Origin of the sequence: Streptomyces sp. CA-146814 (assembly GCF_050942385.1) — a bacterium.
In the GTDB taxonomy this organism is placed as follows: Bacteria; Actinomycetota; Actinomycetes; order Streptomycetales; family Streptomycetaceae; genus Streptomyces.
In genome coordinates this window covers 5950242-5970234 of record NZ_CP192068.1, presented here as the reverse complement: position 1 = coordinate 5970234, position 19993 = coordinate 5950242, and the positions used below count along the sequence as shown (strand labels likewise).

At 70.0% G+C, this 19993-nt stretch carries 17 protein-coding genes; 3 read left to right on the top strand and 14 right to left on the bottom strand.

Annotated elements, in window-relative coordinates; genetic code table 11:
- Positions 1–78 precede the first annotated feature (78 nt).
- Positions 79–918: a helix-turn-helix domain-containing protein gene (locus tag ACQP09_RS26790; RefSeq protein ID WP_433404036.1), complete on the top strand. Its 840-nt coding sequence runs from the start codon at positions 79–81 to the stop codon at positions 916–918.
- A complete protein-coding gene (locus ACQP09_RS26785) occupies positions 915–1184 on the top strand; it encodes a DUF397 domain-containing protein (RefSeq protein WP_433404034.1) in 270 nt (89 codons plus the stop codon). Before ACQP09_RS26790 ends, ACQP09_RS26785 begins: the two co-directional genes overlap by 4 nt.
- An 85-nt stretch (positions 1185–1269) precedes the next feature.
- Here the strand turns inward: ACQP09_RS26785 and ACQP09_RS26780 are convergent, their stop codons facing one another.
- From ACQP09_RS26780 to ACQP09_RS26770, 3 genes are all read right to left on the bottom strand, one after another.
- On the bottom strand, positions 1270–1512 hold the full coding sequence (locus tag ACQP09_RS26780) for a hypothetical protein (protein WP_433404031.1): 243 nt from the start codon (positions 1510–1512) through the stop codon (positions 1270–1272).
- Positions 1513–1688: 176 nt separating this feature from the next.
- Entirely contained in the window at positions 1689–2573 is an 885-nt protein-coding gene (locus tag ACQP09_RS26775) for an AraC family transcriptional regulator (RefSeq protein WP_433404029.1), read from the bottom strand.
- Positions 2574–2744: 171 nt separating this feature from the next.
- Positions 2745–2978, bottom strand: coding sequence for a hypothetical protein (locus ACQP09_RS26770; protein ID WP_030574839.1), 234 nt, complete (start codon positions 2976–2978; stop codon positions 2745–2747).
- A 134-nt stretch (positions 2979–3112) separates the two neighbouring features.
- On the opposite strand from ACQP09_RS26770, the gene ACQP09_RS26765 reads away from it, so the two are divergent.
- Positions 3113–4120, top strand: coding sequence for a YdcF family protein (locus tag ACQP09_RS26765; RefSeq protein WP_433404026.1), 1008 nt, complete (start codon positions 3113–3115; stop codon positions 4118–4120).
- A gap of 22 nt (positions 4121–4142) precedes the next feature.
- Here ACQP09_RS26765 and ACQP09_RS26760 read toward each other — a convergent pair whose 3' ends face one another.
- From ACQP09_RS26760 to ACQP09_RS26710, 11 genes are all read right to left on the bottom strand, one after another.
- Positions 4143–5519 carry a hypothetical protein gene (locus ACQP09_RS26760; protein WP_433404024.1) on the bottom strand — a complete coding sequence of 459 codons (1377 nt, stop codon included), beginning with the start codon at positions 5517–5519 and terminating at the stop codon, positions 4143–4145.
- A gap of 68 nt (positions 5520–5587) precedes the next feature.
- Positions 5588–8686, bottom strand: coding sequence for a glycoside hydrolase family 3 N-terminal domain-containing protein (locus tag ACQP09_RS26755; RefSeq protein WP_433404022.1), 3099 nt, complete (start codon positions 8684–8686; stop codon positions 5588–5590).
- An 86-nt stretch (positions 8687–8772) separates the two neighbouring features.
- Positions 8773–10185 carry a GH1 family beta-glucosidase gene (locus ACQP09_RS26750; RefSeq protein ID WP_433404019.1) on the bottom strand — a complete coding sequence of 471 codons (1413 nt, stop codon included), beginning with the start codon at positions 10183–10185 and terminating at the stop codon, positions 8773–8775.
- A gap of 66 nt (positions 10186–10251) precedes the next feature.
- Positions 10252–11247 carry an ABC transporter ATP-binding protein gene (locus ACQP09_RS26745; RefSeq protein WP_433404016.1) on the bottom strand — a complete coding sequence of 332 codons (996 nt, stop codon included), beginning with the start codon at positions 11245–11247 and terminating at the stop codon, positions 10252–10254.
- Positions 11244–12251 carry an ABC transporter permease gene (locus tag ACQP09_RS26740; RefSeq protein ID WP_433404014.1) on the bottom strand — a complete coding sequence of 336 codons (1008 nt, stop codon included), beginning with the start codon at positions 12249–12251 and terminating at the stop codon, positions 11244–11246. The genes ACQP09_RS26745 and ACQP09_RS26740 overlap by 4 nt, the downstream gene beginning before the upstream one ends.
- Positions 12252–12257: 6 nt before the next feature.
- Positions 12258–13238 carry an ABC transporter permease gene (locus ACQP09_RS26735; protein WP_398723713.1) on the bottom strand — a complete coding sequence of 327 codons (981 nt, stop codon included), beginning with the start codon at positions 13236–13238 and terminating at the stop codon, positions 12258–12260.
- Positions 13235–14338, bottom strand: coding sequence for an ABC transporter ATP-binding protein (locus ACQP09_RS26730; protein ID WP_433404011.1), 1104 nt, complete (start codon positions 14336–14338; stop codon positions 13235–13237). Before ACQP09_RS26730 ends, ACQP09_RS26735 begins: the two co-directional genes overlap by 4 nt.
- Before the next feature lie 19 nt (positions 14339–14357).
- The gene (locus ACQP09_RS26725; protein WP_433404009.1) at positions 14358–16037 is read right to left on the bottom strand and encodes an ABC transporter substrate-binding protein; all 1680 of its coding nucleotides are present in this window, start codon (positions 16035–16037) and stop codon (positions 14358–14360) included.
- Positions 16038–16125: 88 nt separating this feature from the next.
- Positions 16126–17100, bottom strand: coding sequence for a LacI family DNA-binding transcriptional regulator (locus ACQP09_RS26720; protein WP_433404007.1), 975 nt, complete (start codon positions 17098–17100; stop codon positions 16126–16128).
- Between the two features lie 315 nt (positions 17101–17415).
- Positions 17416–19023 (bottom strand): citramalate synthase, encoded by a 1608-nt coding sequence (cimA, locus tag ACQP09_RS26715; RefSeq protein ID WP_433404005.1) that lies wholly within the window; start codon positions 19021–19023, stop codon positions 17416–17418.
- 307 nt (positions 19024–19330) lie between these two features.
- Positions 19331–19945, bottom strand: a complete 615-nt coding sequence (locus tag ACQP09_RS26710) for a TetR/AcrR family transcriptional regulator (protein ID WP_433404003.1) — start codon at positions 19943–19945, stop codon at positions 19331–19333.
- Positions 19946–19993: the final 48 nt, after the last annotated feature.

Here is a 19993-nt window from a genome sequence, read left to right as displayed (position 1 = left end):
GGCAGAACGCCGTACAGATCACTTTGTACGGGTCCTGGCGGGTAGACAGCGACATCAGTGGGGGAGAAAAGCCATCTCATGCGAGCGGGAAAGCAGAGCGGTATCAGGCGAGTTACCTCGTGGCAGCTGATCGGGGCGCAGTTGCGGCTCCTCCGCAAAAGGGCCGGGCTGACCCAGGCGGCCCTGGCCGAGCAGGTAGGGATCGGCGAGGAGACCATCGCCTCCATCGAGCAAGGGCGACGCTCCCTCCAGCTCGACCTGGCCATCAAGCTGGACGAACTGCTGGACACCAAAGGCGTGCTACAGGTCGCGGTGGAGAAGATTCCGAGAGAGGAGCGCTACCAGGCGCTGGTGAAAGACTTCGTCGAGTACGAACGGGATGCGGTGAGCCTGCTCTCGTACGAAACCCAGCTCATTCCGGGACTGCTCCAGACCGAGGCGTACGCGCGGCTCGTCTTCGACTGCAACTACCCTCCGGTTGATGAGGAGTTGATCCAGAAGCGGTTGGCGGAGCGCCTCGGCCGTCAGAAGATCATGGAGCGCAGGCCCGGCCCCGTCCTTCACTTCATCCTGGAGGAAAACATCCTGCACGCACGACTGGGTGCCCCCGAGGTGATGCGGGAGCAGCTCCTCCACCTGCGGCGCTGCATGGATCTGCCGTTCGTGACCATCCAGATCATGCCGTGGAACGCCCCTGGGCATGCCGGGCTCGGGGGGCCGCTCATCCTGCTGGAGACCTCCGACCACGATCAGCTCGCTTATGTCAGCGGTCATCTGCACGCGAGGATGATTGACGAGCCGGCCGACGTCAGCGCCCTCATGCAGAGATACGGAATGCTGCGCTCACAAGCGCTCACCGTTGAGGAAAGCACCCGCCTACTAGACGCACTGCTTGACGCACTCCTTGGAGAGACATGAACCGCGCAGCCCTCCCCGTCTCCGGCCACACCGCCCTCCACTGGTTCAAGTCCAGCTACAGCAGCGACCAGGGCGGCAACTGCATCGAGGTCGCCTACCACTGGCACAAGTCCAGTTACAGCAGCGACCAGGGTGGTGACTGCGTCGAAGTCGCCGCCCACCCCTCCGCCGTCCACATCCGCGACTCCAAGGTGACCGACGGCCCCATCCTCACCGTCGAGCCCGCCGCTTGGGGCGCCTTCGTCCGGAGCGGCACCGCTCTCTGAGCCGTACGCGACCGGCTCCACGCACCCGCCCCGCCTCCGGCCTCTCGGCCGGGAGCGGGGCGGTTCTCATGGGCGCCGGGACGGCCTAGTACCGCACCCACAGCTCGTACACGCCCGGCTTGGCCGCGTACGGGTTGCAGATGAAGAGCGGGCTCCAGATGTGGGCGGCGGCGCCGGCCGCCCCGGCGGCCTGACACTCCGCCTGCGATGCGTAGTGGCCCCGGATCGTGTAGCCCGGGCCCACGGCGGAGGCGGTGGAGGCCGTGCCGAGGACCATCGCGGCCGCCGCGACTGCCGTGACCGCGAGCGTGGTGATACGTGTACGCATGTCGGTAACTCCATTTTCAGTCAACGCACATGACTGTGCATCAGTGAATGGATAGAGCCGAACCGATCAGCGCGCGCCGCCAGGAAGAAGCTAGCGAGCGAGGAGCGCCCGCACAATAGGTCTGGACCATTAAGGCATCGCATATGCCCCCTGGCCGTAAACCGGCGCTTTTTCGCCTACGCGATCGGGCCGCGATCCGTCCGCTCCACCGGGATCCACAGCTCCGCCTCCGCCCTCTCGCCCTCATCGGACAACCGCACGCGCAGGATCTCCGGGCCGGGCCGGGAGGCGTACGGGTTCGAGGGGAACCACTGGGTGAACACGTCCCGCCAGAGGTACTGGAGGGCCTGCGGGAACGGGCCCTCGCTTGCGAAAACCGCCCAGGAACCGGCCGGTACGGCGAGTGAGTCCAGGTCATCGGGGAGGTTCCGCCGGCCCGTCACCACCCCGTGGTAGTAGTCCAGTTCGGTCCCCTCTGCTCGACTAGGGTCGAGCTGGTCGCTCACCCCGACCAGCCCGGCCGGCTCCTGGTCGGAGAGGGCCGCGATGCGGTCCAGCTCCTCCCGCCCGATGCCACGGATGAACTCCGCGATGGCCTGATTCGGCCCCTCGTGGATCAGCGGAACGCGCGCTCGCCTCCCCACCACCCGGAACTCCTCCTTCTCCACCAGCCTGTAGCGCATGGCACTGCTCCCTTCGACGACGAGTCGGAAGGTCAGGCGTTGCTGGGACCGCAGAACCGCACCGCTCCGCCGGGCCTCACCCGGTCCGATGCCGTGCACGGCACGGAACGCCCGGGCGAAGCCCTCCCCCGTGTCGTAGCCGTACCGCACGGCCACGTCCAGCAGCGTCCGGTCCGGGTCGCCGAGCACCTCGGCGCCCGCGAGGGTCATACGGCGCCGCCGGATGTACTCCGCCAGCGGAACGCCCGCCAGTGCGGAGAACATCCGGCGGAAGTGGTACTCCGAGGTCATCGCGATACGCGCCAGCTCTGCGGCCTCGATGCGCTCACCGAGATGCGACTCGATGTGGTCCATGGCCTCGTTCAGTCGGTCCAGCAACCTTGTCCCGCCTTCCTTTCCCGTTCACCGTAGGAAGGGACCAGCCTGCCGGACCCGACCGTCCGTGCCCGGATCGGTCGGGAGGGAGGGGAAGCCGGGCATGCGAAAGGCGGCCCACCGGATCCTCCCGGTGAGCCGCCTGTAACGGTGACGGTGTCTCTGTCTGTCGGCTCAGCTGAAGCGGGCGTCGGAGAGGGTCGTGGTCACCGTGCCCGCGGTGGAGGAGGTCGTCTCGGCCGCGCCGTCGACCACCTTGCCGAGCTCGCTGACGTTGTCCAGCGCGCCCAGGCTGATGGGCGGCTCGGCCGCGTGGGCGGTGTCCCCGCCTCCGGGGTGCGGGGCGATGGCGGCGATGACCGCTCCGGTGGCGAGAGTGACGGCGGCGAGAACGCTTCGCTTCTTCATGCCGGGTTCAACGGCTCAGCCCCTGGAAAGGGCACGCCCTGAATTTCCGGGCTGCCGGACGTGTCCGGTTCCGGCCCCTGCCGGAGGCCCACCTCGCCGTCAACCGCCCGGACCCCGCCCCCTACCCTGTGCCCATGCTCGTCTACGCCCCTGCGGCGCTCCTCTTCCTCGTTTTCTGCGTGAGCGTGCTGCACGACCGCAGGAAGTTCAGCAACGCCGTCGTTCTGGGGCTTACCGTGCTCTGCGCACTCGCGGCCTGGCTGTACGAGCTCATCCGGTCCGAGTCCACCTCGGGCGCGGTCGCGGCCTGGGTGCTGCTGACGCTCGGGGCGGTGGCCGTCCTTCTGCTGACGTACTTCCTGTTCGTCAACGGCGTACGGATGCTTCGCAAGGAAGGCCGCAGTCCGGCCAACCTGCTCTCGCTGGCCGCCGCGCTCGCCATCGTCGAGGTCGTCGGGCTGCTGGTGACCGCCGTGGTGGTGCGGCATCCGGTGCTGACCGGCATCGCGGCCGCCGCCGGTGGGCTGGCGCTCTACTTCTCGTTCCTCTTCCTGTGCTTCGTCTGTTACGCGTTCCTCTACGGGCGGCTGCGCGTGCGCCGTAAGGCCGACTTCGTGGTGGTGCTGGGGTCCGGGCTCGTCGGCGGCTCCACCGTGCCGCCACTGCTCGCCAGCCGGCTGAAGCGCGGGCAGGACGTGCACGCGCGGCTCGCCAGGCGCGGAGGCTCGCCCGTGCTCATCACCTCCGGCGGACAAGGGCCGGACGAGGAGCTGCCCGAGTCCCACGCCATGGCCGATCACCTGGTGGCCGAAGGGTTTCCGGCCCATCTGATCGAACGGGAGGACCGGTCGACGTCGACCGAGGAGAACCTGCGGTTCAGCAAGGCGATCATGGAGCGGGCCAAGCCCGACTACCGGTGCGTCGTCGTCACGAACAACTACCACGCCTTCCGGGCCGCGCTCACCGCCCGCCGGGTGCAGATCCGCGGGCAGGTCGTGGGCTCGCCCACCGCCGCGTACTTCTGGCCCAACGCGACCCTCCGCGAGTTCGCCGCCGTCCTCGTCGTCTACAAGCGGATCAATGCAGTGATGTGCTCGCTGATCGTCCTCGGGGGCGTGCTCGTGTGGTGGGCGGTGCGGTAGCCCGCCCACCGGCCGGAGGCGGTCAGAAGCCGCCTCCGTCGAATCCGCCGCCACCGAACCCGCCGCCGTCGCCGAAGCCGCCTCCCCCGCCGAAGCCCGACGCGTCGAAGTCCGAGCCGGAGAAGTCGCCGCCGCCCCACTCACCGCCGCCGCCGAAGTCACCGCCGCCGTACTCGGAGGCGTACGCCGGTGTCGCGAGCATCGAGCCGAGCATGGTGCCCATGAGGAGGCCCGGGAGCAGGCCTCCGGCGAAGTAGCCGCCGGCCCAGGGGCCGTAGGCCGGGCCCGCCTCCCAGTACGGGCGGCGGTTGCCGTCGCCCACGTCGACCATGCGGCTCATGGGGTCCTCGCCCTGGCTCAGGCGTACCTCGTCCGCCGCGCAGACCGGGACCTCGCGGGGCGCGCCGCCGGAAGGGGTCCAGCGGACATCCGCGACCGCAGGGCCGTGGCGCGGGTCGAAGAAGCACGGTGGGCGGCGGGCCGGTATCGCCTTGCCGGTGCGGCGGGCCTCCAGGACCGCGAGGGAGAAGCGGCCGTCCTCCAGGGACTGGGTGACCCCGCGCACGTCGGAGGGGTGCTCGGCCTTGGACATTTTCGTCTTGGCGGTCTCGTAGAAGTCCAGGGCGCGTTCGTAGTCGCCGCGCATCGTGTCGTCGGCGCCCGGTTCGGCGGGGTGGAAGTCCAGGCGCTCCAGCTTCTCGCCGTACGCGGTGATGTCCTCGTCCACCACGACCCGGAGCTTGTCGAGGGCCGCCCGCTCCTCCTCCGCCTTCCTCCGCTTGTTGCGGCGCGAGATCGCGTACGCACCCGCGCCGCCCGCCGCCACCAGGGCACCGAGCGTGATCAGGCCGGAGACCGGGGCGCCGGACTCGTCGGCCGAACCGGAGCCACCCGACCAGGAGGCGGGGGCGGTGCCCCGGGCCTGTTCGACGGCGCGGTCGACGAAGGCGTTGAGCTGGGCCGGTGCGTCGGTGGCGGTGGCCGGGTTCTTCACCGAGGCGGTGAGGTTGTTCACCGCCCGCTCCGGCATGACCTGTGGGTCCGCGCCCGCGTCGAAGCCGTCGCCGAGGCGTATCGCGTACACGCCGGTGATGCCGGTGTCGCTGCGCAGGGTCTGGAGGAGGCCTTCCTCGGGGAAGGCCTCGGTGTCGGGCAGGACGGCGACGAAGACCGGCTTGTCCGCGTTCTGGATGGTGGTTTCCAGGGCCTTCTCGTCAGCGACGGAGAGCTGATCGCGGGCGGCCGGGTCCACGTAGACCGGATCCTCGCGCAGGGCCTGGGCGGCGTCGGTGATCGTCGCCGCGGGAGCGGCCGACGCAGGGGAGGTCAGGGCGAGTGCAGCCGCTGCGATGATGAGCAGCAGGCCCGCCAAGAGCGTGGGGAAGAGCCTTTTCCTCATACTTAACGCTACTCCAGGCGGGCGACGAACGCCGTCGCCCGCCTGGAGCGGTGGATGGCACCGGATCGCTAGGCGGCCCGGTACGCCGTGCGCAGCTTGGCCACCGCGCCCGTCAGGTCACCCTTCAGCAGCAGGTGGTCCGCCTCCGCGAACGGCTTCGACACCGCCTGCGTGAACTTCCCGTTGATCTTCTGCTGGACCAGCAGCCGGGCCTGGTCCACGATCGCCTTGCCCGCCGGGGTCTTCCCCAGCTTCGCCTTCTCCGCGACCTGCGCGGCGAGAGCCAGGGCGGCCAGGGTCAGCTCGCCGCCGGCCGGCGGCCTGTTCAGGGTCGTGAGGCCCCAGCCGTACGGGAACTGCGGGTCGTACGCCGTGTCCCCGACGTTGATCGGCAGCTGCGCCTCCGACTTCGGCCAGGTCACCGGCAGCTGGCCGGTGAAGGCGCGCTTGCCGTAGAGCACGTCGGCCACGCCGTCGCCCTCGGAGCCCGGCAGCCAGGAGGCCACCAGCGCGTTGATCTTCCCGAGCTGGTCGCCGATGAGCTGCGGGCGGCCCGAGACGATGAGGACCGCGCACTTCATGGCCGCGCAGACCGTGTCGACCGCGGCCTGGTCGGCGGCCGTCAGCTCCAGGTCGTGGCCGTTGCCGACGTCCCCGATGCCTTCGGCGTACGGGGTCTCGCCGACGACCACCACGCCCACGTCGTGACCGTCCGTGGCGGCCGAGGCGTCCTTGGAGTAGGTGACGGACTCGGGGGTCTTCGCCGCCTTCTTCATCCCCTCCAGGATCGTGGTGCCCGGGGTGGTCTTGCCGGAGGAGCCCTGCCAGCTGATCGTCCAGCCGCCGGCCTGGTTGCCGATGTCGTCGGCGTTGGACCCGGCGACGTACACCTTCTGGTTCGGCTTGAGCGGCAGGACGGCGCCCTCGTTCTTCAGCAGCACCTGCGACTTCGCGACCGCCTCCCGCGCCACCGCGCGGTGCTCGGCCGAGCCGACCTTCGACAGGTGCGTGGTGTCCGCGTACGGCTTCTCGAAGAGGCCGAGGCGGAACTTCTGCGTGAGGATGCGGGAGACCGCGTCGTCGATCCGGGCCTGGCTGATCCGGCCCGCCGCGACCTCTTCCTTCAACGTCTTGGTGAACTCCTGGTACGCGGTCGGGACCATGATCATGTCGAGTCCGGCGTTGATGGACGTACGGACGTCGCTCGGGTAGTCGCCGGGGATTTGGTCGATGGCCTGCCAGTCGCTGATGACGAAGCCCTCGAAGCCCATGCGGTCCTTGAGGACGCCGTTGATCATCTCGGCGTGGGCGTGCATCTTCACCGGGCCCTGGTCGTCGCCGATGATGTCGAGCGAGGAGTACGACGGCATGATCGTGCCCACACCCCGCTTGACCGACTCCGCGAACGGCGACAGGTGGACTGCCTCCAGCTCCTGGCGGGTGACCTTGGTGACGCCCTGGTCGATCGTGTACGAGCCGGTGGTGGCGGAGCCGTACTCGGTGCCGCCGTCGCCGACGAAGTGCTTGGCGCTGCCGAGCACCTTGTCGTTGCGGTGCAGGTCCTTGCCGGACGGCGCGCCCTGCATGCCCTGGATGACCGTCTCCATGGCCTCGACCAGCGCCGGGTCCTCACCGAACGCCTCGTAGGAGCGGCCCCAGCGCTCGTCGCGCGTGACGCAGACGCACGGCGCGAAGTCCCACGGCACGCCGGTGGAGCGGACTTCCTTCGCGGTGATCGCGCCGGTCTTCTCGGCGCTCTTCGGGTCGCGGCCCGCGCCGATGCCGATGTTGTGCGGCATGATCGTCGCGCCGACGACGTTGTTGTGACCGTGCACCGCGTCCACGCCGTAGATCAGCGGGATCTGGAAGCGGGTGGCCTGCGCGCGCAGTTGGTAGGCGTCGACCATCTTGGCCCAGGCGGCGGGGGTGTTGGGCGTGGGGACCGAGCCGCCGCCGGAGAGCAGCGAGCCGAGGTCGTACGCGGCGATGTCACCGGGCGTGCGGAGCGCGTTGCGCTCGGCCTGGGTCATCTGGCCGGCCTTCTCGGCCGGGGACATCCGCGCCAGCAGGTCCGCGACCCGCTGCTTCACCGGCAGCTTGGCGTTCTGGTACGGGAGTCCGTGGGCGTCGATGACGACCTGCGGGTGCTCCGCCGGGGCCTTGGCGCCGGTGACGGTCAGCTCCAGGGGGATCGTCTTCGCCTCGGAGGGCTTGGACGCCTTCGCGGTGCGGACGGTCACCTTGTGCGTGGTGCCGGAGGCGGTGCCGGCCGGGAAGGTGTGGGTGCCGGTGACCGGCGTGTAGTCCTTGCCGGCGACCGCCGTGCCGCCCTTGGTGGCGTACGAGACGGTGACCGGCTCCTCGGTCGGGATGGAGCCGGTGGTGGCGACGGAGAGCGTGATGTCCGCGCTGGCGCCGTTCTTCACCGGGTGTACGGCCGCGTTCGTCACCACGCTCGCGGTGAGCGCCGGGTCCGCCTTGCCGTACAGCTCGACGGCGTCCAGGGCGAAGCGGCCGGGGGCGCCGGTCGGCATGGTGAAGGCGTAGCCCCACATCTCGTTCAGGCCGAGGATCTGGTCGATGCCGCCGACGGGCTGGTAGTCGGCCCGGTAGACGAAGTCGGCGAACGGGATCTCGACGAGGTGCCAGCCCTCCCAGTCGTCGGTGAAGGAGGTGGTCCACAGCTCGGAGGCGCCGCCGTTCGCGCCGCCGTCCTTGATCTCGAAGTTGATCCGCTTGCCCGAACCGGGCGGCAGCGGCGCGGTGTTCTGGCCGTACCACCAGAAGCGGACGCCCTTGTGCGCGGTCCAGTTCTGCGGCGGGGTGTCCACGGCGAACTCGTGGCTGAACCCGCCCCAGGCGCTGATGTCGTAGGAGCCTTCGAGGACGTGTCCGCCCTCGGGCGCGTCCGCGCGCTCGGCGAGCTTCAGCTCCGGGTGGTCGGTGGCGTTGCCGCCCCAGGTGAAGATGGCGTCGGCGGGCGGATTGTTGCCGAGCGGCACCTCGCCTTCGAAGCGGTCGATGAGGACGGGGGCCGGGTCCTCGGCGGCGGCCTGGCTGGGCGCGGCTCCGGCGAGGAGGGTGGCCAGGACCGCGGCGGCGGCCAGGGCGGCCGTGGCGGGTCTGCTTCTGCCCTTGCGGGGGCGGAGGTGCGGGATACGAGACATTTGTGAGAGCCCTCTCATTTCGGGGTCGGGTGGGTCACTGGAGAGGGAAAGGGGTCTGTGGGGTTATGGACAGGGCCCGTAGAGGACTACCGCTGCTCGTCCCGGGTGAGCCGGATCGTGTCGCGGTACCACTTGGCGCTGTCCTTGAGCGTGCGGGCCTGGGTGGCGTAGTCGACACGGACGATGCCGAACCGCTTGTCGTAGCCGTAGGCCCACTCGAAGTTGTCCATCAACGACCAGGCGAAGTATCCCCGGACATCGGCTCCTTGGACACGGGCGGCGACGACCGCGTCGATGTGATCCGCGAGATACGCGGTGCGGTCGGCGTCCGGAACCGTGCCGTCGGCGGCCACGGTGTCGTCGAAGGCGGCGCCGTTCTCGGTGATGACGGTCGGCAGCCCGTAGTCGTCCTCCAACCGGACCAGCAGGTCGGTGAGTTCGGTCGGCGTGATCTCCCAGTCCATGGCCGTACGCGGCAGATCCCGCTCCACCACCCGGACGACGGGCAGTCCTTCGGCGTCGGTCGGCGATCCGTCCTCGGTGGTGCCCGAGAACTGCATGCCTCGGTAGAAGTTGACGCCGAGAATGTCGAGAGGTGCGGAGATTGCCGTCAAGTCGCCTTCTTCCAACGGGAGTTCGATGTTCTGAGCGGCCAGGTCCGCGACGATGTCCGCCGGATAGCGGCCGTGGACGAGCGGGTCCAGGTAGAGGCGGGTGCCCATGCCGTCGGCGCGGCGGCACGCCTCCCGGTCCGCCTCGCTCGGCGTCTCCGGCGTGGCGGTGCCGAGGTTGAGGGTGATGCCGAGTTCCAGCGGGTTGCTCCCCGCCGCCTCCCGCATCGCCCGCGCGGCGAGCCCGTGACCCAGGAGCAGGTGGTGGACGGCGTGCATCGAGGCGCCGAAGTCCTGGCGGCCGGGGGCGTGGAGGCCGTACGCGTAACCGAGCATCGCCGAGCACCAGGGCTCGTTGAGCGTGGTCCAGTGCTCGACCCGGTCGCCGAGTGCTTCGTACGCGAGGGAGGCGTACTCGGCGAACCGCAGCGCGGTGTCCCGTACCGGCCAGCCGCCCGCGTCCTCCAACTCCTGCGGCAGGTCCCAGTGGTAGAGCGTGATCCACGGTGTGACGCCCCGCCCGTGCAGCTCGTCGATCAGCCGCTTGTAGAAGTCGAGCCCCTTCGTGTTCGCCGGGCCCCGGCCGCCCGGCTGGATGCGGGGCCAGGCGAGCGAGAAGCGGTACGTGTCGACGCCGAGGCCCGCGATCAGCTCCACGTCCTCGGGCATCCGGTGGTAGTGGTCGCAGGCCGTGTCCCCGTTCTCACCGCCTTCGACGGCGCCGGGCACCCGGCAGAAGGTGTCCCAGATGGAGGGCGTGCGGCCGTCCTCGGCGGCCGCTCCTTCGATCTGGTACGAGGAGGTGGCGACGCCCCAGCGGAAGCCGGCCGGGAGTCCGCGTACCGCGGTGGGACGGAGGAGTCGCTGCGGGGTGGTGGCGAGGTTCATCCGGTCTCCGTACGTAGAGGGAGGAGCCTGGTCGGGTGGGGCGGCCTGGTCGGGTGGGCCGCCTGGTCAGCCGTGCAGATGGCAGGCGACCGTGCGGCGGTCCTCGGCGGGTGCCTGGGCCGGGGCCGCCAGCGGCGGGACCCGTACGGCGCACGGCTCGAACGCCTTGCCGCAGCGCGGGTGGAACGCGCAGCCGGTGGGCATCGCGGACAGGTGCGGCGGTGAGCCGGGGATGCCGGTCAGCTCGCGGCGCGGGCCGTGGAGCGCCGGGAAGGAGTGGAGCAGGCCGTCGCTGTAGGGGTGGCGCGGGTCGCGGTAGATCTCGGCCGCTCCCGCCTCCTCCACGATGCGGCCCCCGTACATGATCGCGATCCGGTCCGAGAATTCGATCAGGAGCGAGATGTCGTGGGTGATGAACACGACGGAGAAGTTGAGCTGTTCCCTCAACTGGACCAGCCGCCGCAGGATCTGGCGCTGCATCACCACGTCGAGCGCGGTCGTCGGCTCGTCCATGATGACGATCTCGGGCTCCAGCGCGAGCGCCATCGCGATCATCACGCGCTGCCGCATGCCGCCGGAGAGCTGGTGCGGGTAGGCGGCGAGCCGGTCGGCGGAGATGCCGACGAGGCTGAGCAACTCCTTCGCCCGGTCCGTCCGTTGGGCCTTCTTCAGGTCGGGACGGTGGGCTTTCAGGACGTCGGTGAGCTGGCTGTGGACGGTGTGCACCGGGTTGAGCGAGTTCATCGCGCCCTGGAAGACGAGGGACAGCTCCTGCCAGCGGAAGGCGCGCAGCTGCTCCGGCGAGAGCGAGAGGATGTCGAGCCGGTCGCCGCCCGGCCGGTGGTAGTGGACCTCTCCGCCGGTGATCACGCCGGGCGGCGCGAGCAGCCGGGTCACCGCGTAGGCGAGGGTCGACTTGCCCGACCCCGACTCGCCTGCCAGGCCCAGGACTTCGCCTCGGTGCAGGGTGAGGTCGATGTCCCGTAGCGCGTGCACGGCCCGTTCGTCGGTGCCGTAGTCGACGTTCAGTCCGCTGATGGTCAGGACCGGCTCGGCGCTCATGGGCGCGGCTCCTTGCTGCTGCTGTGCTGGCGATGGCCGCCGTTCAGCGGCTTCCGGGCGACCGGGGTGAAGCCGACGCGCATCTTCACCTTCCGGGAGGATCCGGTGGCGGTGCGCAGGCGCGGGTTGACGAACTCGTCGATGCCGAAGTTGATGAGCGCGAGCGCGGTGCCGAGCAGGGCGATGCAGAGCCCGGCCGGGACGAACCACCACCAGGCGCCCTGGGCGAGGGCCTGGTTGGACTGGGCCCAGAAGAGGATCGTGCCCCAGTTCCAGTGCGAGATGTCCGCGACGCCGATGAAGGCGAGGGTGATCTCGGTGAGGACGGCGAAGATGACCGTGCCGACGAAGCCGGAGGCGATCACGGCGGTGAGGTTCGGCATGATCTCGAAGACGATGATCCGCCAGGTCGACTCGCCGGTGGCGCGGGCCGCCTCCACGTAGTCGCGGCGGCGCAGCGACAGCGTCTGGGCGCGCAGGATGCGCGAGCCCCAGGCCCAGGAGGTCAGGGCGATGGCGAAGGCGATGAGCAGGTCGCCGGTGTCGGGGACGAAGCTCGCGACGATGATGATCAGCGGGAGTCCGGGCAGCACCAGGAAGATGTTGGCGAGCGCGGAGAGGATCTCGTCGATCGCGCCGCCGAGGAAACCGGCGGTGACCCCGACGAGGACCGAGAGCACGGTGGCGATGACCGCCGCGACGAGACCGACGATCAGGACGCCCCGGGTGCCGACGAGGATCTGCGAGAAGACGTCCTGGCCGGTGTGGGTGGTGCCGAACCAGTGGGCGCCGGAAGGCGGTTGGAGGAGCTGGTCGCTCATCGCGTCGGGGTCGTACGGGGCGATCCACGGGCCGATGACGGCCAGCAGGACGAAGAACGCGAGCATGAGCAGCCCGGTCCGGGTCTTGCCGCCGCGCAGGAACCGGAGCCGGGCCCGGCGGGTGGGCGCCGCGGGTGCGGGCGCGCCGTCCAGGACGGCGACATCGGTGGCGGTGATGGACATGGGGACCTACGCCTCCTTCCGGGTGCGGGGGTCGAGGGCGGCGTAGACGAGGTCGGCGAGCAGGTTCGCGGCCAGGACGGAGAGCGTGATGATCAGGAAGACGCCCTGCATCAGCGGGTAGTCCTTGGCGCCGACCGCCTGGAGCAGCTGGAAGCCGATGCCCGGATAGGTGAAGACCATCTCGACCAGCAGCGTGCCGCCGACGATGAAGCCGAGCGAGAGGGCGAAGCCGGAGATGTTGGGGAGGACGGCGTTGCGGGCCGCGTAGCCGAACATCACGCGCCGCTCGGAGAGGCCCTTGGCCTGCGCCACCATCACGTAGTCCTCGGAGGAGACGGTGACCATCATGTTCCGCATGCCGAGGATCCAGCCGGCCACCGCGCTGAGCACGATCGTCACGCCGGGCAGGAACGCGTGGTAGAGCGCGCTGGAGATGAACGGCCAGTCGAAGGCCGGGACGAGGGCGCTGTCGTAGCCGCCGGAGTTCGGGAAGAGGGACCACTTCTCCGCGAACAGGGCGATGGCGATGAGGCCGAGCCAGAAGTACGGGATGGAGGAGATGAAGGTGGTGACGGGGAGCAGCCCGTCCAGCCAGGAACCGCGCTTCCAGCCGCTGTAGACGCCGATGCCGGTGCCGAGGAGGAAGCTGAGGACCGTCGTGACGCCGACCAGCGCGAGCGTCCACGGCAGCGACTGGACGATCACCTCGCTGACCGGGGTCGGGAAGAAGGTGAAGGAGAGGCCGAGGTCGCCGTCGAGGAGGTGGGCCCAGTAGTCGGTGTACTGCTGCCAGAGCGACTGCTGCTCGTCGAGGCCGAAGAGGGCCTTGAGCGAGTCGATGGCCTTGGTGTCCAGCTGGCCCTGGTAGCGGCTGAGCAGCGCCTGGACGGGGTCGCCGGGCATCAGGCGCGGAATGAGGAAGTTGATGGTGATGGCGGCCCAGGCGGTGACGGCGTAGAACGCCAGCCGTTGGAGGAGGTACTTCACCGGGAGGCCTCCTTGCCGGCCGCGGAGGCACGCGTGCCCGTGCCCTCGTTCTCGTACGACCGTGCGCCGACGCCCTCGTACAGCCAGCACGCCGCCCACTGTCCGTCCGCCAGGTCGAAGCGCGGAGGGAGGTCGGTGCGGCAGCGCTCCATGGCCTTGGGGCAGCGGGGGTGGAAGCGGCAGCCGGCGGGCGGGGCGATGAGGGAGGGTGGTTCGCCGGTGCCGGTCTCCTCCTGTTCCTCCTCGGCGACGATCCGGTCCGGGTCGGGCGCGGAGGCGATGAGGAGCTGGGTGTAGGGGTGGGCGGGGCGCTGGGTGACGGTCTCGCTGTCGCCGCCCTCCACGATCCTCCCCGCGTACATGACGAGGGTGGTGTCCGCGAAGTAGCGGGCGGAGGCGATGTCGTGGGTGATGTAGAGGATCGCCAGGTGGAGGCGCTCCTTGAGGTCGCGCAGCAGGTTGAGGACGCCGAGCCGGATCGACACGTCGAGCATGGAGACCGGCTCGTCGGCGAGGAGGACCCGCGGGTCGGCGCCGAGCGCGCGGGCGATGGCGACGCGCTGGCGCTGGCCGCCGGAGAGCTCGTGCGGGAACTTGTCCAGGTACTGGTGCGGCGGGGTGAGCTGGACCCGGTTCAGCAGGTCGGTCAGCGCCTGCTCCAGCTCCTTGGCCCCGTTCCCGGCCCGGCCGTGGATCTTCAGGGCGCGGGTGAGGTGGTAGCGCACGGTGTGCACCGGGTTCAGCGAGGCGAACGGGTCCTGGAAGATCAGCTGGACCCGGCGTACGTAACGGCGGAAGGACCGGCCGCGACCGGCGACGGTCGGCTCGCCGCCCAGCCGTATCTCGCCCGAGGTGAGCGGATGGAGCTGGGCGAGCAGGCGGGCGACGGTGGACTTGCCCGAGCCGGACTCCCCCACCAGGGCCGTGACGGTGCCGCGCCGGAGCTGGAGCGAGACGTCGTCGACCGCGTGGACGCTGCGGCGCTCGCGGGCGAACAGGTCGCGCGCGGTGCGGCGCAGGGGAAAGTGCTTGGTGACCCCGCGCGCTTCCAGCACCACGTCGGTGCCGGTGCGCACGGTCTCGGACTGATCGGTGGTCATGGCCGGTTCTTCCCCGTACTTACTTGGAGGGCGTGAGGTTCAGCACGATCTCCAGCGCGCTGGGCTGGGTGTGCTGCGGCGGGGCGTAGGGGTTGGCCTCGGTCGGCCAGCCGATCCAGTTCTTGGTGGAGTACTCGGCGCCGATGGGGGCGGCGGCGGTCGGGATCATGGGCGCCTGCTCGACGAAGATCTTCTGGATCGTGTTCAGCGCCGTGGTGCGGGTCTTCTCGTCCTTGGCGTTGGCGTACTCCTTGAGGGCGCCGGTGGCCTCGTCGCTCTTGAAGCGGCCGAAGTTGCCCTGCTGGGAGCTCTTGCCGATGGGCTGGAGGAGCGCGCCGTCCATGACGTTCTGGTACATGTCGTACGGCGTGGCGCCGCTGTTGGTCCAGCGCAGCGTGGCGTCGAAGTTGCCGTTGGCCACGTCCACACCCCAGGCCTCGGCGGTCTGGGTCTTGACCTTGGCCTCGATGCCGAGCTGCTTGATGTTGTCCTTGATGATCGCGAGGCCGGTGATGTAGTCGTTCCAGCCGGCCGGGTCGGTGAAGGTGAGCGTCACCGGCTTGCCGGACGGGTCCTTGAGCACGCCGCCGCTCAGCGTGAAGCCGGCCTCGTCGAGCAGCTTCTTGGCTCCGGCGACATCGGGCTTGGTGTTGGCGCCCTGGTACTCGGGGGCGAGGAAGGGCTCACCGGCCGGGAGCGGGATGCCGGTCGGGTTGGTGATCTCCGGGTAGAGCGTGGCCTGGGCCTGGACGTGGATGGCCTTGCGGTCGACGACCATCGCCATCGCCTTGCGGAGCGCCGGGTTGTCGAAGGGCTTGCGGGCGGTGTTGAACCAGAGGCCGTGGATGCCGAGGCCGGAGGGGAACCAGAGCTTGTGGTTCTTGGGGTCCTTGTCGATGAAGAGCTGCTTGTGGTTCGGCATGAAGACGAAGGACCACTCGACCTTGCCGGTGGCCAGCGCGGTGGTGGCGGCGCTGTTGTCGTTGTACGCGGTGTAGCGCAGCTCCTTGACCTTGGTCTTGCCGTTCCAGTAGGTCGGCGTCGCGGTCAGGGTGGTGGTCTGCGGGGTGAACGTCTTGAGCTTGTACGGGCCGGAGCCGACGGGCGTGCGGTTGGGCCAGGTCTCCGGGTTCTCGACCTTCTCCCAGATGTGCTTGGGCACGATGAAGGTCTGGATGATCTTGTTCTGGTTGACGAACTGGGACTCCTTGAAGGTCAGGACGACCTTGCCGTCCTCGACCGCGACCCCGTCGAAGGGGATGCCGTTCCAGTTGAGCGCCGAGTGCTTCTTCAGCAGGTTGAAGGTGAACTCCACGTCGGCCGCCGTCAGGGGCTTGCCGTCGGCCCACTTCGCCCGCTCGTCCAGGGTGAAGGTGACCTTGGTGAAGTTGCCCTCCCACTCCCAGTCGGTGGCGAGCCACGGGTCCGCCTTGTCGGTGGGCTTGATCATGTTCGTCATGGCCAGCGGCTCGTAGATCATGTACCGGTAGCCGAGCGTGGCGCCCGCCGAGGTGTTGAGGAACGGGTTGCTGTTGTTGGTCTGCGGCCCGTCCGGCTTCCCGAGGGTCAGTACGCCGGTGGCGGAGCCGCCACCGTTCTTGTTGGCGCCCGAGTTGGCGTTGGAGCAACCGGCGGCGAGAGCGATCACGACGGTGGCTGCGGCGACCGCTCTGAGCGTGGTGCGACGGCGTGACGACATGGCGACTCCAGGGAAGGGCTGCCGGGTCGGGGCGATCCGGCGGAGGGTGGAAGGGGTGGGGCGGGGCGCGGCCGGGCGGCCGGGTCCGTCACGGCGCCGAGTGGCGCACGACCAGTTCGGTGGGCAGCACGGCCGGGCCGTCCGGTACGGGCGTGCCGCCGAGGTGGGAGAGCAGCATCCGGGCGGCCGCCTCGCCCATGCGGCGGGTGGGCTGGCGCACGGTGGTGAGGGGCGGTTCGGTATGTTCGGCCATCGGGATGTCGTCGAAGCCGACGACCGCGACATCGTCGGGGACCCGGCGCCCGGCGACCCGCAGGGCGCGCAGCACACCGGCCGCGCTGATGTCGTTGTGCGCGAAGACGGAGTCGAACGTGGCGCCTTCGGCGAGGAGCCGCTCGATGGCGAGCCGGCCGCCGACCTCGGTGAAGTCGCCTTCGACGACGAGGCATTCGGGCAGGACCGAGCGGAATCCGCCGAGCCTCTCCCGTACGCAGCCGAAGTGCTGGGGTCCGGTGAGGACGACGGGCCGGGAGCGTCCGGCGGCAAGCAGGTGGCGGGCCGCCGACGCTCCTCCCTCGTAGTTGGTGGTCACGACGGAGGGGAATTCGGGGTGGTGGCCGCGGTCGTCGATGAGGACGATCGGCAGGCCGTCGCGGTGCAGTTCGGTGAGGTGGCCGAGCGTGTTCTCCGGCTCCACGACGACGAGCCCGTCGAAGGCGCGCGCCGACACCTGGCTGGTGAAGCGCTGGACGGACTCGGCGCCCCGGTTGCAGGTGAACAGCAGCAGCCCGTAGTCGGCGGCCTCGACGGTGTCGACGACCCCTTGGAGCAGTTCGCCCATCCACGGCCAGGTCAGCGAGGGCACGAGCATCCCGACCGTACGGCTGGAACCGCGGGCCAGGCCCACGGCTCCGGAGCTGGGCACATAGCCGAGCTGTGCGATCACTTCACGAACGCGGGCGGCGGTGGAACCGTCGACCTCGCCCTTGGTGTTGATGACCCGCGACACGGTCGTCTTGCTGACGCCGGCCTCACGGGCGACATCGGCGATGGTGACGCGCATCTGAGCCTCCGTTGGACCAGGCAGGGGCAGGACGAGGGCGGAGCAGGGCAGGGCGGGGTAAGGCGGTGGTGGGGCAGGGGCGGGGCGGCATACCGTCGGACGCGTCCGGTACCGGTTCCGGAACCGGTACCGGCGTTGCGGCAGGAGTTAACCCCGCCGACACAGGGCCGTCAATACTTCACACCGAGATTGGTCCGGACCCATGTACTGAACAGGCAGGCGGCGTTGTGCGTTCACCTCTTGAACGCACAGGAGCCGCCGTCCGGAGGTTCGGGACGGCGGCTCTCGCGGCCTCGGAGGCGGGACCGGGCGGCGCTACTCGGTGGGCTCCACGCCCGCGCGGAGCAGGCCGTAGGTGTACGCGTCCTCCAGCGCCTGCCAGGACGCGGCGATGACGTTCTCGGCGACCCCCACGGTCGCCCAGTCGGCGTCGCCGTCGCCCGTGGTGATCAGGACCCGGGTGGTGGACTCGGTGCCGGTGCGGCCTTCCAGGATGCGGACCTTGTAGTCGACCAGCTCCAGCTTGGCGAGCTGCGGGTAGATCCGCTCCAGCGCGACGCGCAGGGCCCGGTCCAGGGCGTTGACCGGGCCGTTGCCCTCAGCGGTCGCGACGAGGCGCTCGCCCTTGGCCCAGAGCTTCACGGTGGCCTCGTTGGCGTGGACGCCGTCGGGGCGGTCCTCGACGATCGCCCGCCAGGACTCCGTACGGAAGTAGCGCCGGGCCCTGCCCTCCACCTCGCCGCGGAGCAGGAGTTCGAAGGAGGCGTCGGCGGCCTCGTAGGTGTAGCCCTGGAGTTCGCGCTCCTTGACCCGTTCCACGACCCGGCCGACCAGCGCGCGGTCGTCACCGAGGTCGACGCCGAGCTCCTTGCCCTTCAGCTCGATGGAGGCGCGGCCGGCCATGTCGGAGACCAGCATCCGCATGGTGTTGCCGACCAGCTCCGGGTCGATGTGCTGGTAGAGGTCCGGGTCGACCTTGATCGCGGAGGCGTGCAGCCCGGCCTTGTGCGCGAAGGCCGAGACACCGACGTACGGCTGGTGCGTGGACGGCGTCAGGTTGACGACCTCGGCGATGGCGTGCGAGATCCGGGTCATCTCGGCCAGCGCGCCTTCGGGCAGCACCTTCATGCCGTACTTCAGCTCCAGCGCGGCGACGACCGGGAAGAGGTTGGCGTTGCCGACCCGCTCGCCGTAGCCGTTGGCCGTGCACTGGACGTGGGTGGCACCGGCGTCCACGGCGGCGAGCGTGTTGGCGACGGCGCAGCCGGTGTCGTCCTGGGCGTGGATGCCGAGCCGGGCGCCGGTGTCGGCGATGACGGTGGAGACGACGGCCTGGACCTGGGCGGGGAGCATGCCGCCGTTGGTGTCGCAGAGGATGACGACCTCGGCGCCCGCCTCGTACGCGGTCCGGACCACGGACTTGGCGTACGCGGCGTTGGCCCGGTAGCCGTCGAAGAAGTGCTCGCAGTCCACGAAGACCCTGCGGCCCTGTTCGCGCAGGTGGGAGACGGTGTCGCGGACCATCTCCAGGTTCTCGTCCAGGGTGGTGCGCAGGGCCAGCTCGACATGGCGGTCGTGGGACTTGGCGACCAGCGTGATCACCGGGGCGCCGGAGTTCAACAGCGCCTGCACCTGCGGGTCGTCGGCCGCGCTGCCACCGGCCCTGCGGGTCGCGCCGAACGCCACGAGCTGCGCGTTCTCGAACGTGATCTCCTGCTGGGCGCGGGCGAAGAACTCCGTGTCGCGCGGGTTGGCCCCGGGCCAGCCGCCCTCGATGTACCCCACGCCGAAGGTGTCCAGATGACGGGCGATGGTCAGCTTGTCGGCGACCGTCAGGTTGATGCCCTCACGCTGAGCACCGTCGCGCAGTGTGGTGTCGAAGACATGGAAACTGTCGTCGGTGGCGTTGGCCTTGGTGGTCATGCTGATCTGGCTCCTGTCGGATGAGTGGACCGGACGATCTGGTTCCACTTGCCCCCATCATCCCGCGCGCGCCGTCCCGGCCCGGGTGCGGACCGGAAAACAAAAAACCCCTCGCGGGTGCGAGAGGTCTGCGCGCGGGTCTGGGGCACGGTGGCCGCGCCGTACGGGGTGGTACGGGACGGTCACTGCGGACCGGCGCGCCTGCTGCCAATAATCATGACGAACGAGGACACGGCAGAAGTCTCGCACAGTGACGCGTCCGTGACGGTGGTGTCTCAGGATGCGGTCGTGACGCTGGTCGCATCGCTCAGTCACCGGCTCTTTCCAGCGCCTCGTCCAGGAACTCCGCCGCCTGGACGAGCACCTGTTCGCGGCCCGTCCCCGGGATGCCCACCGTCACATGGACGCTGAACCCGTCCAGCAGCGCCCGCAGCCGGGTCGCGAACCGGTCCGCGTCCACCGCCCGGAACTCCCCGCGCGAGACCCCTTCGGCGACCAGCGCCACCAGGTCCCGGTGCCAGGCCCCTTCGATGGCGGCCTGCCGGGCCCGCGCGTCGTCGTCCGCGTTCTGCGAGCGGCCCCAGACCTCCAGCCAGAGCGTCCAGTGCGGGTCGCGGTGGCCGGCGGGCAGGTAGAGGCCGATGTACGCGTCCAGCCGCTCCCGGGCGGTCCCGGGCTCGGCGAGCAGGGCGCGGCGCTCGGCCCCGAGGCGGTTCTCGCTCCACTCCAGGGTCCGCAGCAGCAGCTCGTCCTTGGTGCGGAAGTAGTAGAGCAGGTGCCCGCTGCTCATCCCCACCTCGCGCCCGAGCCCCGCCATGGTCAGCCCGTCGAGCCCGCGCGCGGCGATGGTGGCCATGGCGGCGGCGAGGACGGCCTCACGGGACGGGGCGGCGTGGTGGGTGCGGCGGGGGGCAGGGGTCATGGCGTGGCTCGGGCCTTCGGAGGGTGTTCAGATCTTCGGCTGCTGGGG

Bases quoted from the DNA above. Each gene is read 5' to 3' on its own strand.
- ACQP09_RS26785 (WP_433404034.1), top strand. From the start codon at position 915: ATGAACCGCGCAGCCCTCCCCGTCTCCGGCCACACCGCCCTCCACTGG.
- ACQP09_RS26710 (WP_433404003.1), bottom strand. From the start codon at position 19,945: ATGACCCCTGCCCCCCGCCGCACCCACCACGCCGCCCCGTCCCGTGAG.
- ACQP09_RS26765 (WP_433404026.1), top strand. From the start codon at position 3,113: ATGCTCGTCTACGCCCCTGCGGCGCTCCTCTTCCTCGTTTTCTGCGTG.
- ACQP09_RS26745 (WP_433404016.1), bottom strand. From the start codon at position 11,247: ATGAGCGCCGAGCCGGTCCTGACCATCAGCGGACTGAACGTCGACTAC.
- ACQP09_RS26730 (WP_433404011.1), bottom strand. From the start codon at position 14,338: ATGACCACCGATCAGTCCGAGACCGTGCGCACCGGCACCGACGTGGTG.
- cimA (WP_433404005.1), bottom strand. From the start codon at position 19,023: ATGACCACCAAGGCCAACGCCACCGACGACAGTTTCCATGTCTTCGAC.
- ACQP09_RS26720 (WP_433404007.1), bottom strand. From the start codon at position 17,100: ATGCGCGTCACCATCGCCGATGTCGCCCGTGAGGCCGGCGTCAGCAAG.
- ACQP09_RS26770 (WP_030574839.1), bottom strand. From the start codon at position 2,978: ATGAAGAAGCGAAGCGTTCTCGCCGCCGTCACTCTCGCCACCGGAGCG.
- ACQP09_RS26790 (WP_433404036.1), top strand. From the start codon at position 79: ATGCGAGCGGGAAAGCAGAGCGGTATCAGGCGAGTTACCTCGTGGCAG.
- ACQP09_RS26725 (WP_433404009.1), bottom strand. From the start codon at position 16,037: ATGTCGTCACGCCGTCGCACCACGCTCAGAGCGGTCGCCGCAGCCACC.
- ACQP09_RS26780 (WP_433404031.1), bottom strand. From the start codon at position 1,512: ATGCGTACACGTATCACCACGCTCGCGGTCACGGCAGTCGCGGCGGCC.
- ACQP09_RS26740 (WP_433404014.1), bottom strand. From the start codon at position 12,251: ATGTCCATCACCGCCACCGATGTCGCCGTCCTGGACGGCGCGCCCGCA.
- ACQP09_RS26755 (WP_433404022.1), bottom strand. From the start codon at position 8,686: ATGTCTCGTATCCCGCACCTCCGCCCCCGCAAGGGCAGAAGCAGACCC.
- ACQP09_RS26750 (WP_433404019.1), bottom strand. From the start codon at position 10,185: ATGAACCTCGCCACCACCCCGCAGCGACTCCTCCGTCCCACCGCGGTA.
- ACQP09_RS26760 (WP_433404024.1), bottom strand. From the start codon at position 5,519: ATGAGGAAAAGGCTCTTCCCCACGCTCTTGGCGGGCCTGCTGCTCATC.